The organism is Paraburkholderia mimosarum LMG 23256 = NBRC 106338 (assembly GCF_000739815.1).
Lineage (GTDB): Bacteria > Pseudomonadota > Gammaproteobacteria > Burkholderiales > Burkholderiaceae > Paraburkholderia > Paraburkholderia mimosarum.
Genome location: NZ_BBJJ01000038.1, coordinates 1 through 18,444, shown reverse-complemented (window position 1 = coordinate 18,444; position 18,444 = coordinate 1). Strand labels below are relative to the sequence as shown.

Annotated in this window: 14 protein-coding genes; 13 read left to right on the top strand and 1 reads right to left on the bottom strand. The window is 63.5% G+C overall.

Translation table 11 applies throughout. From position 1 onward, the window contains the following. Nucleotides 1–19: 19 nt before the first annotated feature. The 13 genes from BMI01S_RS24015 (at nucleotide 20) to BMI01S_RS23955 (ending at nucleotide 14,473) form a co-directional block, all read left to right on the top strand. The gene (locus BMI01S_RS24015; RefSeq protein ID WP_081716143.1) at nucleotides 20–787 is read left to right on the top strand and encodes a TetR/AcrR family transcriptional regulator; all 768 of its coding nucleotides are present in this window, start codon (nucleotides 20–22) and stop codon (nucleotides 785–787) included. 598 nt (nucleotides 788–1,385) lie between these two features. Continuing rightward, nucleotides 1,386–3,002: a bifunctional 3-(3-hydroxy-phenyl)propionate/3-hydroxycinnamic acid hydroxylase MhpA gene (gene mhpA / locus BMI01S_RS24010; protein WP_028233162.1), complete on the top strand. Its 1,617-nt coding sequence runs from the start codon at nucleotides 1,386–1,388 to the stop codon at nucleotides 3,000–3,002. Then, nucleotides 2,999–3,931 (top strand): VOC family protein, encoded by a 933-nt coding sequence (locus BMI01S_RS24005; protein ID WP_028213664.1) that lies wholly within the window; start codon nucleotides 2,999–3,001, stop codon nucleotides 3,929–3,931. Before mhpA ends, BMI01S_RS24005 begins: the two co-directional genes overlap by 4 nt. Before the next feature lie 73 nt (nucleotides 3,932–4,004). Further along, nucleotides 4,005–4,883: a fumarylacetoacetate hydrolase family protein gene (locus BMI01S_RS24000; RefSeq protein ID WP_028233163.1), complete on the top strand. Its 879-nt coding sequence runs from the start codon at nucleotides 4,005–4,007 to the stop codon at nucleotides 4,881–4,883. 5 nt (nucleotides 4,884–4,888) lie between these two features. Beyond that, nucleotides 4,889–5,818: a beta-keto acid cleavage family enzyme gene (locus BMI01S_RS23995; protein ID WP_028213666.1), complete on the top strand. Its 930-nt coding sequence runs from the start codon at nucleotides 4,889–4,891 to the stop codon at nucleotides 5,816–5,818. A gap of 10 nt (nucleotides 5,819–5,828) precedes the next feature. After that, nucleotides 5,829–6,314, top strand: a complete 486-nt coding sequence (locus tag BMI01S_RS23990; protein WP_028233164.1) for a nuclear transport factor 2 family protein — start codon at nucleotides 5,829–5,831, stop codon at nucleotides 6,312–6,314. Then, nucleotides 6,311–7,201 (top strand): NAD(P)-dependent oxidoreductase, encoded by an 891-nt coding sequence (locus BMI01S_RS23985; RefSeq protein WP_051381643.1) that lies wholly within the window; start codon nucleotides 6,311–6,313, stop codon nucleotides 7,199–7,201. The genes BMI01S_RS23990 and BMI01S_RS23985 overlap by 4 nt, the downstream gene beginning before the upstream one ends. A 106-nt stretch (nucleotides 7,202–7,307) precedes the next feature. Further along, a complete protein-coding gene (locus BMI01S_RS23980; RefSeq protein WP_042290821.1) occupies nucleotides 7,308–8,588 on the top strand; it encodes an MFS transporter in 1,281 nt (426 codons plus the stop codon). Nucleotides 8,589–8,634: 46 nt separating this feature from the next. Then, nucleotides 8,635–9,456 (top strand): SDR family NAD(P)-dependent oxidoreductase, encoded by an 822-nt coding sequence (locus BMI01S_RS23975; protein WP_042290819.1) that lies wholly within the window; start codon nucleotides 8,635–8,637, stop codon nucleotides 9,454–9,456. Between the two features lie 23 nt (nucleotides 9,457–9,479). Then, nucleotides 9,480–10,694 carry a serine hydrolase domain-containing protein gene (locus tag BMI01S_RS23970; RefSeq protein WP_028213668.1) on the top strand — a complete coding sequence of 405 codons (1,215 nt, stop codon included), beginning with the start codon at nucleotides 9,480–9,482 and terminating at the stop codon, nucleotides 10,692–10,694. A 45-nt stretch (nucleotides 10,695–10,739) separates the two neighbouring features. Next, nucleotides 10,740–11,552 carry a glucose 1-dehydrogenase gene (locus tag BMI01S_RS23965; protein ID WP_306303735.1) on the top strand — a complete coding sequence of 271 codons (813 nt, stop codon included), beginning with the start codon at nucleotides 10,740–10,742 and terminating at the stop codon, nucleotides 11,550–11,552. A gap of 103 nt (nucleotides 11,553–11,655) precedes the next feature. Then, nucleotides 11,656–13,311 (top strand): fatty acid--CoA ligase, encoded by a 1,656-nt coding sequence (locus BMI01S_RS23960; protein WP_028233166.1) that lies wholly within the window; start codon nucleotides 11,656–11,658, stop codon nucleotides 13,309–13,311. 76 nt (nucleotides 13,312–13,387) lie between these two features. Further along, nucleotides 13,388–14,473, top strand: a complete 1,086-nt coding sequence (locus tag BMI01S_RS23955) for a porin (RefSeq protein ID WP_042290815.1) — start codon at nucleotides 13,388–13,390, stop codon at nucleotides 14,471–14,473. A gap of 33 nt (nucleotides 14,474–14,506) precedes the next feature. On the opposite strand, the gene BMI01S_RS23950 is transcribed toward BMI01S_RS23955, so the two are convergent. After that, nucleotides 14,507–18,444: autotransporter domain-containing protein (locus BMI01S_RS23950; RefSeq protein ID WP_042290814.1), on the bottom strand; the 3,938-nt coding region annotated here is incomplete at its 5' end.

The window sequence follows — 18,444 nt, the reverse complement described above, 5'->3', positions numbered from 1 at the left end:
CAACATGACAGTCTAATTCATGATGGAAAAGCGCAGTCCAATGCCCAAAAATAACGGCTCCTCAGAGCGTTCGCGCACCGCTCCAACCCGCAAGACGCGAGCGGCAGAGCCGGAGGACCACCGTGTGCGCACCGGCGCAGCGCGCAGTGAGCGCACACGCCGAAGGCTACTTGCTGCGGCAATGGCCGTTTTTGCCGAACGAGGGGTGGACGCGCCCGTTATTGATGATTTCATCGCCGCGGCTGGCGTCGCACGCGGCACGTTCTATAACTACTTCAATTCGACCCAGGAGTTGCTGGATGCCGTCACAGTGGAGTTGAGTGACGCGATTGTCGGTAGTATCGAAAACGTGGTTTCGCAGGTGCCTGATCCGCTGAAACGGATGGCGCTCGGCTGCTTGCTCTACATGCATCTTGGTGTGGACGTGCCCACCTGGGGCGACTTCCTGATGCGTGTGGGCTCACGAAGCAAGGCAACCGGAAAGCTCGTCAATATGTACTTGCCGCGAGACCTGAAGCTGGCGCACAAGGCAGGAGAAGTCGATTATCCGACGTTGCGCGCGGCCCACGATCTGGTCTTCGCGAGCCTGAACCAGGGCATCCAGACAGTGAACTCCGGGGAGGCGCCCCGTGATCATCTGCGGCAGGTGCTTCTCCTGGCGCTGCGCGGAGTCGGCGTGGCTCCCGCGCTTTCTGCCCGTCTGAGTCAGATGGAGCTGCCGGAGGTCGAGCTGCCCGCCGGGGTCTTCGACGACGTTTCTCTGGCGCGGCGACATCTTGCTGGTTGAATCGCTTTTCGCCGCGAGGCGGCGATCTTCACAGCAGGAGATAGCGTCGTCACGACGGTGGTCGCTTGGGCGGCGACAATGACCCGGTGCCCGTGCACTTGAGGCCAGGGCGCCCGGCGTCTGCGATTTCATTCTTCATTTGACCGGCCAGGAGCCGCCACCCTCTCTCAGGCCGCTGCACTTTCGCAGCGAACTGCGCTCCACATCCTTGCAGCACCCGCTGTGTGTAGCGGCGTGCACAGACTTCATCCCATCCGCGCTCTGCTGATCTGCACCGAGTAGAACGCCTCGACACATCTCAATGCACGCCGCGATCAAGCCGCTCATCCAGGCGGACGTTTCACGATCGCCAAACACGCGAGGCCGTAGTCCCCCCGCATGAACCGACCGGTTTCACGTCCAATGATCTGAACATCTGTGTTCAATATGGACGTAAATGTCAGCTTGACACTGGAGTACACGTCACCTACTCTGTGTTCACGGAAGCGCGAATCGGACGCTACCGGGACGAAAAAATAAAAAGCAAAGCCAATTTGATACGACGATTCAAACCGGGTCCGGGTATCGACGCAGGCGTTTGACTTTGGAGGAAGACGAAGTGGAGACAGCAAGAAGAAACGAGGCCGTTTCTGCGGATGTGGCTATCGTCGGTTACGGCCCCACGGGTCAATTGTTGGCGCTTTTGCTGGCTCGGCTCGGGCATCGCGTCGCAGTGGTCGATCGCTGGCCGCATTTATACCCACTGCCACGTGCCGTTCATTTCAATCACGAAATCGCCCGTATTTTTCAGTGCGCCGGCGTCGTTGACGAGGTCATGCCAATCGCCGACCGGATCGACTTTTACGAGTGGCGCAACGAGAAAAACGATCTGCTGCTTCAGCTCGATTGGAGCGGTCTCGGCCAAAGCGGATGGCCCGTTGCCAGCATGTTCGCGCAGCCTGATCTGGAGCGCCTTCTTGATCGCCACGTGAAGGCGATGTCGTGCGTCACGGTGTGCCAGGGCTGGGAAGCCAAGGCGCTGACTCAAACGAAAACTGGCGTACAGATCGGGATCGAGCGAGGTGAGCTCCGCGATGGTCGATGGATTGGCACCGGTGAGCAGGGTTCTATCGAAGCCAACTGGGTCATCGGTGCCGACGGCGCCAACTCTTTCGTGCGGCGCGCGCTAGATATCGGATGGCAAAACCTCGGCTTCGCCTTCGACTGGCTCGTGATCGACGTAAAGCCGCGCGTCGCGCGTGACTGGGTGCCCAACATGTGGCAGCTCTGTGATCCGGCACGGCCTGCGACACTGGTGCCGGGCGGCCCGGGCCGCCGTCGTTGGGAGTTCATGCTGCTGCCCGGAGAACGTGCCGAAGACATGAACCGTGAAGACGTGGCCTGGAAACTACTGGCACCGTGGGACGTCACGCCCGCTAACGCAGAGCTGGAGCGGCACGCCGTCTACACGTTCCGCGCTCAATGGGCCACGGAATGGAAGCGGGGGCGCATCTTGCTCGCGGGTGATGCCGCTCATCTCATGCCGCCATTCGCGGGACAGGGAATGTGCAGCGGCATGCGTGACAGCATGGCGCTCGCCTGGCGGCTCGATGCGGTGCTGCAAGGCCGGGTGCCTGAAAGCGTTCTGGACAGTTATGGCCCGGAGCGCAGCGGTCATGTACGGGAATTGATCGATTTTTCGATCGACCTTGGCAAGGTCGTCTGCATCACCGATCGCGAGGAGGCAACGAGGCGCGACGAATCAATGCGCGCCGCACAGGCGAGGCCCGGCTACGCCGCGCCGCCTCCGCCCGCGCCATCCCTGGGACCTGGTCTCTGGATGGCCGGCGCACCAGGCGCCGGGCGGCTGGGCATCCAGGCGCAGGTCGGGTTCAATGGAACACGTGGGCTGTTCGACGACGTGGTCGGCAGAGGCTTTGCACTCATCGCCCGCGATGCGGACACGCTGGCGGCGATCTCCGCCGTCAACCACGAGGCGCTGCGAGACCACGGTGCTGCGATCGTGCACATCGGCCGAGGCGGCATGAATGACGTGGACGGGAGCTATGGGAAATGGCTCGCTGAGCTCGATTGTGTCGCAGCCTTCGTCAGGCCGGACTTCTACGTGTATGGCGGCGCACGCACGCCTGCGGAGATCGACGGCTTGCTGGACGCATGGCGCGATTCGCTGGGGCTGGCTGCGTACGCGGCGAGCGGCGAGAGGAGATACGCATGAACAGCTCACGCCGGTACGACCGTCTGGGCGTGCATTCGATCGGTGAATTTCACATGACCGTGCCATCGCTCACGCAAGCCGAAAACTTCTATCGCGCATTCGGGCTGAGCGTGGAGCGCGACGCAAATGGTCTGACGCTGCGCACATACGATGGTGACCATGTGTGGGGCCGCCTGGGCGAAGGGGCAAAGAAGAAGCTCGACAGCATCACGTTTCATTGTTTCGAGGAGGATGCCGAAGCGCTGTACCGGCATATCCTTTCCCGCGGTGTAGAACGGATTTCCTCGCCCAAGAGCGCCGATACCGGCGGCATCTGGTTTCGCGATCCCGATGGTCTTGCCTTGCAGGTGAAACCCGGCCGCAAGACGACGATAGATTGCGCGCACCATCGCTGTCCCGAGCTTCCGGTTGACGGGACACGATGTGCGCCATACAGCGGTCAGGCGAACCCGGTCTTGCCGCAGCGGCTCTCGCATATCGCGCGCATGACGTCGTCCGTTTTGAAGCAGCTCGACTTCTACACGGATGTGCTGGGTCTGCGCCTGTCCGACCGCAGCGGCAATGCGGTGGCTTTCCTGCACGCACCGCATGGCTCCGATCATCATCTCGTCGCGTTCATGCACAGCGAAGGGCCGGCGCTGCATCACCTGAGCTGGGATGTGCCGACCGTCGAGGACGTCGGCCTGGGCATGAAGCGCATGCATGAGGCCGGCTACACGACAGGGTGGGGCGTGGGCCGTCACGTGCTCGGGTCCAACTACTTCTATTACGCGCAAGACCCATGGGGCAGCTGGTGCGAGTTCTCCGCCACGATGGACTACATTCCGGCGGATATCGAATGGAAGGGGCTCGACCATCCGGCAGGTAACTCCGTTTATCTGTGGGGGCCGCCGATCGAGCCACTCCTGTTCGTCAATTCCGAAGCTTGAGCGCGACCAGCGCGCGGGCCCTTTCGCAGCGCGATGCCCGTGGACTCCTCTGATCAACGACCGAAGATCCGACATGAAACTCGTCACCTTTAGCTGCCGCGGCCGTGTATCGATCGGCAAAGTGGTAAACGACCAGATCATCGATCTGCCTGCGAGCGACGATACGCTGCCGCGTACGATGCTCGAACTTCTGCAGGCTGGGCCGGCCGCGCTCGAGCGGGCTCGTGCAATCGAGCGCGGCCGGGCAGTGACATTTCCGCTCAACGATGTCCGTCTGGAAGCGCCCGTGCCCGACCCGTCGAAGTTTCTCGCCATCGGCATGAACTACCGCAAACACGCGCAAGAGGCGATCGATCTTGGCGTGAAGGTTCCCGACAGCCAGTTGTGGTTCAACAAGCAGGTCTCCTGCATCAACGGGCCGTACGATCCGGTGCAAATGTCGCTCGCATCGGACCAGCTGGATTACGAAGCCGAGCTTGGCGTGGTCATCGGCAAACGCTGTCGGCATGTGAGCGTCGACCAGGCACCTTCGGTGGTGGCCGGCTACCTGGCTGTCAACGATGTGTCCGTGCGCGACTGGCAGATGCGCTCGCCGACGATGACGCTAGGCAAGAGCTTCAACACGCATGGGCCCATCGGCCCGTGGATCGTCACTGCCGACGAGATTCCCGATCCGCACACGCTGAAGATTCGCATGAAGGTGAACGGCGAACTGCGGCAGGAAGGGTGTACGAGCGAACTCATCTACGACATCTGGCAGCAGATCGCTTATCTCACGACGGTGATGACACTCGAGCCCGGCGACATCATTGCGACGGGAACGCCATCGGGTGTCGGCGTGGCGATGAAACCACCGTCGTATCGCCGCATCGGCGATGTGATGCGCGTTGAGATCGATGGCATCGGGCACATCGAAAATATCGTCGTTGCCGAACCGAACCGCGCGGAGTAACGGACATGTCCCGCAAGATCATCATCACCTGTGCTGTCACCGGCTCCGTCCACACGCCGAGCATGTCCGCGCACCTTCCCATCACCCCGGACCAGATTGCGGAGCAGGCTATCGAAGCGGCCGAAGCCGGCGCCGCCATCCTGCACCTGCATGCGCGCGATCCGAAAGACGGCCGGCCCTCGTTCGATCCCGCGGTGTACCGCGAATTTCTGCCGCGAATTCACGCGGCCACCGATGCCGTCATCAACATCACCACGGGCGGATCGGTTCTGATGACGATTGAGCAGCGCCTTTCCGCGGCGTTCGACGTCTCGCCGGAAATGGCCTCGTGCAACATGGGTTCGATCAATTTCGCATTCCACACCATGCTGGACAAGGTGGAGGAAACGAAATACGACTGGGAGCGCGAATACGTCGAAAGGACGCGAGCAAACATCTTCCGCAATACGTTCGCTGACATCGAGGATCTGCTGGCTCGCCTTGGCCGGGCACACGACACGCGGTTCGAATTCGAGTGCTATGACGTAGGCCACCTCTACAACCTGAAGTACTTCGTCGACCGTGGACTGGTGAAGGGTCCGCTTTTCCTGCAGTTCGTGATGGGCATTCTCGGCGGAATTGGCCCTGATCCGGAGAACCTTTTCCACATGAAGCGCATCGCGGACAAGCTGTTCGGCGACAGTTATCAATGGAGCGTGCTGGGCGCTGGCCGTCACCAGATGCCGCTGGCGATGCAGGCAGCACTGATGGGCGGCAATGTGCGCGTCGGACTCGAGGATGCGCTGTCGATCGGACCGGGCCGGCTCGCGACCTCGAATGCCGAACAGGTGCGCATGATCCGTGGCGTGCTGGAGTCGTTAGGACTGGAGATCGCAACCCCAGGCGATGTGCGCGACATGCTGAGCCTGAAGGGTCGTCAGCAAGTGCGACTTTGATGAGGGGGCCATGCAACATCCTGTTTTTGAACTCGAACGGCGGCGCTGTGCGGCGCTGCTGAACAAAGACTTCGTCGAACTCGACCGGCTGACGTCGCCCCGGCTCGTGTACGTGCATGCGCCCGGTGTGATTCACAAACGTGAAGCGTTGATGCAGTTCGTTCGCCAGGAGGTGCAGTTCAGCGCCGTGCAGCGACGTGACCTGCAGGTGCGGGCGGTTGGCGACGTGGCGTGGATGACGGGTCTTTTGCGCTACGAAGGACGGCGCCTTCCTGCGCAGCAGGCGTTCGAGGCCTTTTCTTTTGTAGTCCAGATCTGGGTCCGCGTCGATCGGCGCTGGCAGATGGAGGTCTGCCAGTCGACCAGGGTGGAAGAGGCGAGCTGGAAGGAAGCAGCAGGAGCACAGTCCACTGCCGGTTCTCCGCCGCAGAAACTCGAACCGGGCAAAGGCGCAAGCGTGATGTGCCCGTTTAGCGAACAAGGAGCGCAGCAATGAAGACGAATGTGGCAGTGATCGGAACCGGCACGATGGGATCGGTGATGGTAGGTCATCTGGTGCGCCGGGGGCACACCGTGACGGTGTGGAACCGCACCCGTGAACGCGCGGCGGCAGCTATCGCTGCGGGCGGCAACTGGGCGGAGACGCCCGCTGATGCGAGCCGGAATGCCGATGCCGTCGTTGTCGTGCTGTCCGGCGACGAGACCGTGCTCGACGTGCTGGTGCGCTCCGACGGTGTGTTCGCGGGCTGCCGGCCCGGCACCGTGGTGATCGAGATGTCGACCACGGCCGCTGCGACCAAGCGCAAGGCGGCGAGTTCGGCGGCCCATGCGCGCGTTGACTTTCTCGATGCGCCGTTTTTCGGCTCGCTGAAGGAAGCCGAGGCAGGCGGCCTCTGGCCCGTGGTCGGTGGCGATTCCGATGTGCTGGCACGCGTTGGTCCCGTGCTCGGGGCGTTCAGCGATCGCGTCTTTCACGTGGGTCCCGTCGGCGCGGCGGCCACGGTGAAGCTTGCCGGCAACCTGCTGGTGCTCACGATGGTCGAGCATCTCGCGGCCTCGTTGGCAATGATCGAGGCCAACGAGGGCGATCCGAAGATCCTGCTCGAGCTGCTGGGCATCACCGGATTCAGATCGCCGCTATACCAGGCCAAGGGCAAGCAAATGATCGACGGCGACTTCGCGCCGAGGGGCAGCGTCGACACGGCGATCAAGGACCTGGGTCTGATCGTCGCGGCTGCGGAGGCCGCCGGCATACCGACGGCGGGCCTGACCGACATACGGGCGCGGTACCTGAGAGCGCGCGAGCTGGGCGGTGGTGAGCTCGACATGGCGAGCGTGATTGCCGCCGAGCGCGAGCACGCGGGAGTCGCACTGCATTCGTAGTTGCAATACCGCCGCGACGGCTTGGCGGCATGCGATCCGCGGGTCCGCGGTCGTGAATCGATTTTCCATCATATAGCGCCGGCTTTGACCGGCACAAGGAGACACCATGCACGCGAGAGCTTCGCACGCACTAGATGATATCGGCTCGTCGGACGCGCACTACGAGGCCAAGGCAGTGGCGCTGCTCGCCCTCGGCTTTGGGATGGTCGGCCTGGACCGCTTCATCATCAACCCGCTCTTTCCAGCGATGCAGAAGGATCTCGGCTTGAACTACCAGGAGCTGGGCCTGATTTCGGCCGTGCTGGCGCTTGGTTGGGGGATCGCGTCGATCTTCAGCGGCAGGCTCTCGGACCGGCTGGGGCGCAAGCGAGTGCTCGTGCCCGCCATCGGCGCTTTTTCGCTGCTCGTGGCCACGAGCGGGCTGGCGACGGGACTCATGAGTCTGCTCCTGATACGCGGGCTCATGGGGCTCGCCGAGGGGGCTTACGTGCCGGCCAGCATCGTCGCGACGATCGATGCGTCGAAGCCGTCGCGCATCGGGCTAAACATCGGTCTGCAGCAGATGGCATCGCCGCTGGTTGGCTCCTTCCTCGGGCCCCTGATCGCCATTGGTCTGCTGAGGGTTCTGCCGAGCTGGCACTGGGTGTTCGCGGTCGTGTCCGTCCCGGGGCTCGTCGTTGCCTGCCTGCTTGCGCGTGTACTGCGCGAGCGCCAACCTGCCGCGCCAGTGCGGGCGCAGGTGCACGCGGAACCTCCGGCCTCGTGGCGGGACGTGCTCTCCCAGCGCGCAGTGCTCGTGAACACCGCGTCGATGTGCTGCTTCCTCACCAGCCTGCTCGTGCTCGCGGCGTTCATGCCGAATTATCTGGTTGATCACCTGAAGCTCGATCTCGGCACCATGAGCATCGTGCTTTCCGCGTTCGGTGCGGGCGGGTGCCTCGGCATGGTGCTCGTTCCTGCGCTTTCGGATCGCCTCGGATGCAAGCCGGTCATGATCGGCGCGATGGTCTTCGCACTCGTGGCGTTGTGGGTTCTGCCCTCGATCGGCGGGGCGCAGTCCGTCTCGCTGTGCGTCCTGCTCTTCGTCGCCGCCTTCATGAACACGGGAGTCCTCGCGATCAACGTCGGCCCGCTCACGCACGGCTCGGTCCCGGCACGCTGTGTGACCACCGCGACGGGCGTGGTGGTCGGCATCGGCGAAGTATTCGGCGGCGCGGTGGCCCCCGCGATGGCCGGCACCGTGGCTCAACGCTTCGGCATCGCCGCGGTGCCGTGGATTGCCGTCGGCGCCATGTCGCTCGCCTGCGTGATCGTGCTGCTTGCCGTGCGGGAGCCCACACGGGCTAGCGCGGCAAACCCCGCCGATGCCGGCATGCCCGCGGCATGAATGCGTGCGGCGCGGCGGTTCAATCTCCTTCAAAAGGGAATGGAATATGACTTCACTCGCATCTGATCTTCTGGACTTCCACGGAAAGACGGTGCTCGTCACGGGTGCCGCGACTGGCATCGGACGGGCCGTGGCGCTCGCTTTCGCGAAGCACGGAGCGCGATTGTCGATCGGTGACCTCAACGAGGATGCCGCGCGTGAAACGCTCGAGAGCATCGAGCGCCTCGGTGTCGAAGCGATCTTCGTGCGCACCGACGTCTCCAGCGAAGCCGACGTGCAACACCTCGTGTCCGAGACGGTACGACGCTTCGGCAAGCTCGACTGCGCGTTCAACAATGCGGGAATTGCACCCCGAGACGCTGACCGCAGCGCCCTCGCGCAGATGGATGTGTCCGTTTTCGATCGCCTGCTCGCCGTCAATCTGCGCGGCGTGTTCCTGTGCATGAAGTACGAGTTGCTGGAGATGGCGCGCTCGGGCAGCGGGGCGATCGTCAACACTGCGTCCGTCGCGGGTATCGTCGCCGAGCCCGGCGTGGCCGGATACGTCGCAGCAAAGCATGGCGTTATCGGTCTCACGAAGAGTGCCGCGATCGAATACGCGAGCCAGGGTATCCGTGTCAATGCACTGGCGCCCGGCTGGGTCGACACGCCGATGACGGTGGCGCTGAAGGACGAACCGGAACTGAACGCGCGACTGCGCGAAGCCGCGCCGATCGGCCGGCCGGCGCGGCCGGAAGAGATGGCGGGATCCGTCCTGTTCCTCTGCTCGGATGCGGCGTCGTACGTGACAGGCCAGGTCCATGTGGCGGACGGCGCGGCCACCGTGCGCGGGATGTTCCCCACGCAGCTGGTCGGAAAGCCCCTGTGAACCAACCCTCGGTGGAGATTGTCATGAGTGAAGTTGCAGACAGCAATCGCGGGGCATCCGTGGCAGCAGATCGTGACGCACTGCAGGCCTATGGCTTCGACGCGTCGCGCCTCGCACGCGTGCGCGAGGCCATCGTATCGGACATCGAGCAAGGGCGTTGCCACGGTGTCGCGATGCGCGTCGCCCGTCGCGGCACGACGGTGCTCGATCTGTGCGAAGGCTATGCCGACCACGCCGCTCGCACCCGCTTACGGCCGGACTCGGTTTTCGCATCGATGTCGGTCGCAAAGCAGTTCACCAACGTGCTCGCGTTGTCGCTGGTCGAGCGCGGTTTGCTCAAGCTGCATGCGCCCGTCGCGGAGGTGATTCCCGAGTTCGGCACGCTCGGAAAGGAACGGGTCAACCTCTACCACCTGCTCACGCATACGAGCGGCGTGCTGTCGGCCGTGCCGAACGTGCCGCCCGAGGTGCTGACGAATATCGACGCGATGGTGAATTACGCTTGCGGACTGCCGCTCGAATCGCAGCCCGGCGAACGTGTCAATTATTCGCTGTTGCTCGGTCATTCGATCATCGCGGCGATGTGCCTGCGTGTCGGCGGCCGCGGCCGGCGCTATGCCGACATGCTGCGCGAGGAACTGTTCGAGCCGCTTCGCATGAGCGACACCAGTCTCGGCCCGCGGGCGGATCTCGTTGAACGTTTGTGCCCGGTCCGCGTCGCGTACGAGAACATGCCGTCGCTGACTCCCAAGGAGGCGGTGGAGGGGGTGGGCGCGCTGATCGCGGCACCGGGCTGCGAGATCCCGGGCGGCGGATGCATGACGACGATCGACGACGTACAGCGCTTCGCCGAGATGCTGCGGCAGGGCGGGGAGCTCGATGGCGCGCGCGTGCTGTCGCCGGCGATGATCGAGTTTTGCGCGCGCAACCACACGGGCGACATGCGCAACGTCTTCTTCGACACGACCTGTGGCATGCGTAACTGGATGACTTATCCAGCGGCCATCGGCGTCGGCTTCTTCGTTCGGGGCGACGGCACGCTCCCGGGGCATCACTTCAGCGCGCTGCATTCGCCGAATGCCTTTGGCGGCTTTGGCGCAGGATGCAATGGGTTCAGCATCGATCCACAGCGTGACCTCACGATCGCGTTTCTCTCGACTGGCCTGATGGAGGACAGCCGCCACCTGGAGCGCATGTCGACCCTTGCGACGCTGGTGCTGGCGGCCATAACGAACTGAGCAGGCGGCCTGATGGCTGCCGGTTGGAGCCCGGGCGGTGGTTTCATGGGCGTCGCAGGGTGCTCCTCAAATTGTCCAAGGAGAAGGAAGATGTCTCGACTCGAAGGGAAAGTAGCACTAGTTACGGGTGCCGCTCGCGGCATCGGTGCAGCCATTGCGAAGGCGATGGCCGACGCAGGTGCAAAGGTGCTCATCGCCGATGTGCTCGACGACGAAGGGCAGGCATTCGCGGAAGCAATCGGAAGTGGTGCGCGGTATGTGCATCTGGACGTCACGAAATCGGCCGACTGGCAAAAAGCGGTCGAGTCCGCTGTTCACGCGTTCGGCAAGCTGAATGTGCTGGTGAACAACGCGGGCATTTCGACGTACGGACTCATCGAGCATCTGGACGATCACGATTGGGAAAAAACGCTCGCGGTCAACCTTTCGGGCGTGTTCCGAGGCATCAGGGCGGCGATTCCCCAGATGAGAAGCGCCGGCGGCGGCTCAATCGTCAATATTTCGTCTGCAGCGGGGATGCTCGGTTACACCGGCCTGCCTGCCTACGTTGCGTCGAAGTTCGGCGTTCGCGGCCTGACTAAGGCGGCGGCACTGGAACTCGCGCGCGATGGCATCCGGGTCAATTCCGTCCATCCAGGCTTTATCAGGACACCGCTATCGATGGCCGGGCCGGCTCCGTCGACCGATGCCATTCCGTTGCGCCGCATGGGCGAACCCGCCGAGGTCGGCAACCTCGTCGTGTACCTTGCGAGTGACGAATCGGCCTTCTCGACCGGATCCGAGTTCATCGTCGATGGCGGCCAGACGGCGGGGGCGATCGTATGGGGCTTTGACGACGACTCAGACGCGGCTCGATGAGCACGAGCTTCGACGTTGCACGCCGGGCCGATAGTCGCGACGACGACGCGCTAGAGGCTCGTCCCGTGCGACAACACTGGTACAACCCAACTAGATAGCGAACATGACATCCACATCTTTCGATGGCACCGAATCCGCGTACACGTACCCACTGCTGATCCGGCAGTTGTTGCTCACGCCGCTCGCGGTGAACCCCGACCAGCAGATCGTCTATCGTGACCGCACGCGCTATACCTATCGCACGCTGCGCGATCGCATCGGCCGGCTGGCGAGCGCATTACGGGCGATCGGGATCGGCCCCGGCGACACGGTCGCGATCATGGACTGGGATAGCAACCGCTACCTGGAGTCCTATTTCGCAGTCCCGATGATGGGTGCCGTCCTGATGACCGTCAACGTGCGGCTTTCGCCGGAGCAGATCGCCTACACATTGGGCCACTCGCGCGCGAAGGCGGTGCTGGTCAACACCGAGTTCATGCCGGTGCTCGATGCCGTACGTGCTCATCTTGTTTGTCCTGATCGATTAGTACTGCTAGTCGACAATGATTCGTGCGAGGTGCCCGCAGGCTTCGTTGGCGAGTACGAGTCGTTGCTCGCTGCGGCGTCGCCGGACTACGTGTTCCCGGATTTCGACGAGAACGCGCGCGCGACGACCTTTTACACCACGGGCACGACCGGCCAGCCGAAGGGTGTGTATTTCAGTCACCGGCAACTCGTCCTGCACACGCTTTCTCTGGCGGCAGCGCTGTCGAGCGCGCCGCAGCAGGGACGCATCCACCGCGATGACGTGTACATGCCGATGACGCCGATGTTCCACGTACACGCGTGGGGCATGCCGTATGTCGCGACGTTGCTCGGGTTGAAGCAGGTGTACCCGGGCCGGTACGCGCCAGAGACGCTTATCGATCTCCTGAAACGGGAGAAGGTGACTTTCTCGCACGGGGTGCCGACATTGATGCACATGGTGTTATCCAGCCCTGCCGCCGCCAATGTCGACATGAAGGGCTGGAAGGTAATCGTGGGCGGTTCGGCACTGCCGCGCGGCCTCGCCCGGGCGGCAGTCGAGCGGGGCATCGATATCTTCACCGGTTATGGCATGTCCGAGACCTGCCCGATTCTGACGCTCGCGCAACACAAGTCGTCGATGACGGACGATGCCGAACGCGATCTCGACGTTCGTACGAAAACCGGTCTGCCGATTCCGCTCGTCGATCTTCGCGTCGTCGATACATCGACCAACGATGTTGCGCACGACGGCAGGTCTACCGGCGAAATCGTGGCGCGAGCGCCCTGGCTGACGCAGGGCTACGTTGGGGATGCCGCCGCATCGGAAGCGCTATGGCGCGGCGGTTATCTGCACACGAGCGATATCGGGGTGATTGACAGCGAAGGCTACCTGCAGGTCACCGACCGCATCAAGGATGTCATCAAGACGGGTGGGGAGTGGGTCTCGTCGCTCGAACTGGAGGATCTCGTCTCGCGCCACCCTGCCGTTAGCGAGGTGGCTGTGATCTGTGTCAAGGACGCCAAGTGGGGCGAGCGGCCCATGCCACTGGTGGTGCTCAAACCGGACAAGCAGGCCGATCAGGAACAGATCCTGGAGCACTTGAAGGGATTTGCCGCTCGCGGCGTGATCTCCCGATATGCGGTGCCTGATCGCGTCGTTTTCGTCGACCAGATCGACAAGACGAGCGTCGGCAAGATCGACAAGAAGCGACTCAGGGCCAGGTACCAGAGCGCCTCAACGAATGCTGGGTAAAACAGATTTTCCCGCGGGGAATGACGCGTGTCCGCCACGAGCGGACAAACATAAAGATAGGACCCGGAGACTAGTTATGGCATTGACGCATTCACGGACCCGTATCGCCGCATTGGTGGCTCTGTTGCTGGGAAGCAGCATGACGACTGCATACGCGCAAAGCAGCGTGACACTCTATGGGATAGTCGATACAGGGCTGCTCTATACCAGCCGGACGCTCGATCCAGCCACGGGGCACAACGCCGGGCATCAGTTCTCGTTCATCTCGGGCGGAGTGGGGCCGTCGCTGTTCGGGCTCAGGGGAACAGAAGACCTCGGCGGCGGTTTTCAGACGATATTCGCGCTCGAAAGCGGTATCGACATGGCGAATGGCGGATTCAACGATTCGAACGGCAATTTTTTTGGCCGTCAGGCCTGGCTCGGTGTCGCGGGCGACTTCGGCACCGTAAAAGCCGGTCTCCAGTATTCGCCTTTCGCGCTTTCGATCATTTCGATGGATCCGCGTAACACTTCATCTTTTGGCAGCGGAGTGCCGCTCTACATCGGAAACGTCTTTGTCACAGGCGTATTCAATGCGAATGCGGTTTCATACACTTCACCGACGATTGCGGGTTTTCAGGGCAGCGCGCTATTCGCATTCGGAGGCACGCCGGGCAGTTTCCAGGCTGGCCGCCAGTATTCGGCAAGCCTTGACTATCACGCCGGTCCTTTCGGGGTGAGCGCGGCAATGTACAGCGGCAACGCGGGCGGCACGGCATCATCGACGCCAATCCCGAGCACGGTGGCGTTTTCCGGTCGCACGATCGGCGTGAGCTATCAGACAGGCGACTTGACGGTGAAGGTGAACTACGTCAATTACAAGGTCGCCGGTTCGTTCGACAACCGGGTGTACGGTGCAGGAGCAAGCTATTTTGTCACACCCGCGGCGAACATCAACGCGGGCGTATGGTATACGAGCGACGGCAACGATACGTCGAACCATTCGATTCTGGCGGCAGCGGGCTTGACCTATAACCTGTCGAAAGCGACGTTGCTCTATGGGCAGGTCGGGTACGTCAATAATCACGGAAAGATGAATACGGGGCTTTCGTTACACGGGGCGCTCTTTGGCGTGCAGGGATCGACGGTTGGCGCGGACGTCGGTATCCGCCACGTGTTCTGATCGGGCGGCAGCATTGCGGCGCGGGCGAACCCCTCAAAAGACGACTTTCAGCGTCCCCTGGATGAACTGTCCCGTCGTACCGCCGCCGAACTGGCCGCGATACGTGAGCCCCAGCGACGCGTCGCGCGTCACGTGAAAGCCGAGCCCCAGTTCCACGATTGCCGCATCGCGCGCGATCGGCACGCCGGCGATATCGAACGGACCGCCGCCCGCGAATGCGAACACCGAAACCGGCACGATGTCGCCGAACGCGTGGCGCCATCCGAGCGTCGCACTCGCCGTCAGTGTCGCGCCGTTGTGCAGCACGAAGTCGATCGACTGCCTTAGCCCCAAGGTGGAGAACGTCGAATTCATGCTGCCGCCCTGTGCGCTCAGCGCTGCGGCGCCGCCTTGCTCGTTGAATCCGTCAGTGTGGACGTTCACGTACGCAAGGCTCGCAAACGGCTCCAGCATCATGCGCTGAAACGGAATCCGGTAGCCCACGTCGCCGAATACCTGGGCGGTGCGGCCGTTATAGCTGCTGCTGAGCCGGTCCTGATATCCGGTGAAGCTCGGAGTGCGAGTCGCATCGATCGAATGCCACGTGAACGCGGTGCCGAGCCGAATGCCCAGCGCGCCGAACTGCGCGCCACCGTAGAGCCCCACATGGTAGTTATCGCTGTTCGCCGACGAATTGCGATCGTCGACATGGATGCTGCCGGCGCTGTATCCGGCGAGCGCGCCCACGCGCCAGCGGCTGCCGATCGACGTATCGGCGCCGACGAGGAAGCCACCCAGGTTTTGCCGCAAGCTGGCGGCGTTGCCGTCGCTGTCCATGTTGCCCCAACCGCCGAATACGCTCGCCCACGCGACCGGCTCGCCGGCATGTCGAGCGCACTCGTCGTTGTCATTGGGCGGCGATTGCGTCAACTGCGTCGTCGCGATCGTATTCGCTCCGCTGCCCGGCAAGCAGAAGCTCTGGCGCATACGATCGATCGCGATGTCGCGCACGTAATGGCTGTCGTCGATCAGCACGGACTTGACCGACGCGTGTATCTCTCCCGAGAGTTGATCGAACGCGTACCGCGCTTCGTCTTCCGTCGCGAGCGCCGCCACTGCGCGTTTCAACACATTGTCGTCCGGCAGTTGCTGGAGGGCTCCCGCGACTGCCCGCTGATTGCGGGTGCGCGCCGCATCGACGAAGTTGCGTACGCGCACGGCCTTGAGGTAGACGTCGTTTGCGTCGTAAACATCGACGAGGTTGAAGAATGCGCCGCTGATGTCGCCCGTGAGCGTATAGGTACCGGTTACGCCGCCAGTCGCAGTGAGCACCGTATAGTTGGACGACCCCGAGTAGCTGCCGGGCATGTACTTCACCACGTCGAGCACGGCGCCGCTGGCGATGGTCGCGGGGCCATTCACACGGATGATGTCTGTCGAATAGCCGGCCGGATCGAGCTGAACCTGATAGATCGAACCACTGGCCTGCGTGAAGCCGCCATGGACGTTGAGCGCGCCGATGGAATTGCCCGGTCCGATCGTGCCGCCGCTCTGGATCAGCGTTCTGCCGACCGTGCCGTTGCCCCCGAGCGTCGCGCCGTTCTCGACGGTCACGGCCGAGTTGGCCAGTGCGCCATTCACGGCGAGTCGGCCTGCGGCCACGGTGGTCGGGCCGGTGAGCAGACTGTCGCCGGTCAGATTCAGTGAGCCCGCGCCCGTCTTCGTGAACGATCCTTTGCCGTTGATCGCGTTGATGAACGATGCATTGGATTCCTGATCGATGATCAGTGCGGCGTTGTCGGTAATCGGTCCGCTGCCGAAGCTGTTCGCAGTACCGATCAACGTGCCGCCCGAGACGACCGTTCCACCCGCATACGTGTTTGAGCCCCCTAGCGTGAGCGTGGCCGCACCGGTCTTGGCGACGCTGCCCACGCCGCTGATCGCGCCCGAGAACGTGGTGTCGACGCTGTTGTTCGCGGTCAGCACCGTGCCTGAGCCGATGCCGAGCGTCACCTCGCCTGCGCCGGTGAGGTTGTTCGCCATCTGCGAGTAGTCGCGCAGCGCGAGTGTGGCGCCGCTATTTACCGCCACGGAAGAACTGGAGGCGAATGCATTGGCAACGGCCGTCGCGAGCGTGCCGCCATTGACGATCGTCGCGCCCGTATAGGTGTTCTGTGCCGAGAGCATCAGCGTGCCCGCGCCCGCCTTGGTGAGGCTCGCGCCGTCCCAGCCCGTCGCCGATGCCGGGCGGTCGCCCAACGGCACATCGACGTTGAAGCTATCCGAGACGCCGGCCAGCGTGAACGTGCCGTTGCCGACTGACGCGCCCGCCTGCCACGCCAGGCCAAAACCCACGTTGTATTGCAGATTGTTTGCACTCCTGCCCGAACCCGCTGCGAGCGTGAGGTAATCGACCGGGCTGGTGGCATTGCCGAGCGTGATGGAACCAAAGTCGCCCGTAATGCCGCTCGTGGTGTTGATGATGGTGAAGCGTGTGCCCGTCAACGCGCTCGCCGAGGTCGGCGCATTGGCCGAGAAGCCGGCGATGTCCAGGGTGCCGCCGAGCGCGGCCGTACTCGCGTTGATCGCGGGCGCATTCGAGCCGATCGTGACATCGAGCGTCGAGCCGGCGGCCTGAGTGAGCGCGCCGCTCGTCACCAGTTGCGCGTTGGCGCCGATGGCCGTCGTCGCGCCGCCTTGCGTCGTGTACGACGAGGCGTTGAACGCGCCGCTCTGCGCGAGCGCAAGCGTGCCTGCACCGACGGTTACGGCGCCCTGGGTCGAGCCCGCCGCCGTGAGCGTGGCCGTTCCCGCACCGGTCTTCGTGAGGCTGCCGGTACCCGAGAGCGCGTTGGCGAGCGTGCTGCTCGATGCGAAGTCCAGTTGCAGCGCGGCGCCGTTGGCAACCGCGCCGCTGCCGAGCGCGTTGCCGGACGTGGCGACTAATGTGCCCGCCGAAATCGTCGTGCCGCCCAGGTAGGTGTTCGCGCCCGAGAGCGTGAATGCGGAGGCACCCGTCTTGGTCACGCCGCCTGCGCCGCTGATCACGCCGGAGAACGTTGTATTGGCATTGCTGTTCTCGGTGAGCACGGTCGAGGTTGCGCTGCCGAGCGTGATGTTGCCCGCGCCCGAAAGATCGTTCGCCGTCTGCGAGAAGTCGTGCAGGGCGAGGGTCGCGCCGCTGTTCACGGTCACGGCGGAACTGGAGGCGAATGCGTTGGCAATGCCCGCCGCGAGCGTGCCCGCATCGACGTTCGTCGCGCCGGTATAGGTATTCAGCGCCGAGAGCGTGAGCGTACCCGCGCCCGCCTTGGTGAGGCTCGTGCCATCCCAGCCCGTGGCTGAAGCGGCTTCGTTGGTGAGCACCACGTCGACGTTGAAGGCGTCGGTGGCGTTCGTGAGTGTGAACGTGCCGTTGCCTGATGTCGCGCCCGCTGCCCACGTCAGCCCGAAGCCGGCGTTGTAATCGAGCGCGTTGGCGCTCTTTTGCGCTGCGAGTTTGAGGTAGTCGACGGGACTCGTTGCGCTGCCGAGCGACACGGTGCTGAAATCGCCGGTGATACCGCCGGTCGTGTGGATGATCGTGAACTGCGTGCCGAGCAGTGCGCTCGCCGAAGCAGGGGCGCTGGCCGAAATCCCTGTCACGTCCAGGGTTCCGCCGATCGTCGCCGTTGCCGCGGTGATGATCGGATTGTTCGAGCCGATCGTGACATCGAGCGCCGAGCCGGCGGCCTGAGCGAGCGCGCCACTTGTCACCAGTTGCGCGTTCGCGCCGATGGCCGTCGTCGCGCCGCCTTGCGTCGTGTACGACGAGGCGTTGAACGCGCCGCTCTGCGCGAGCGCAAGCGTGCCTGCACCTACTGTGACCGCGCCCTGGGTCGAGCCCGCCGCCGTGAGCGTGGCCGTTCCCGCACCGGTCTTCGTGAGGCTGCCGGTACCCGAGAGCGCGTTGGCAAGCGTGCTGCTCGATGCGAAGTCCAGTTGCAGCGCCG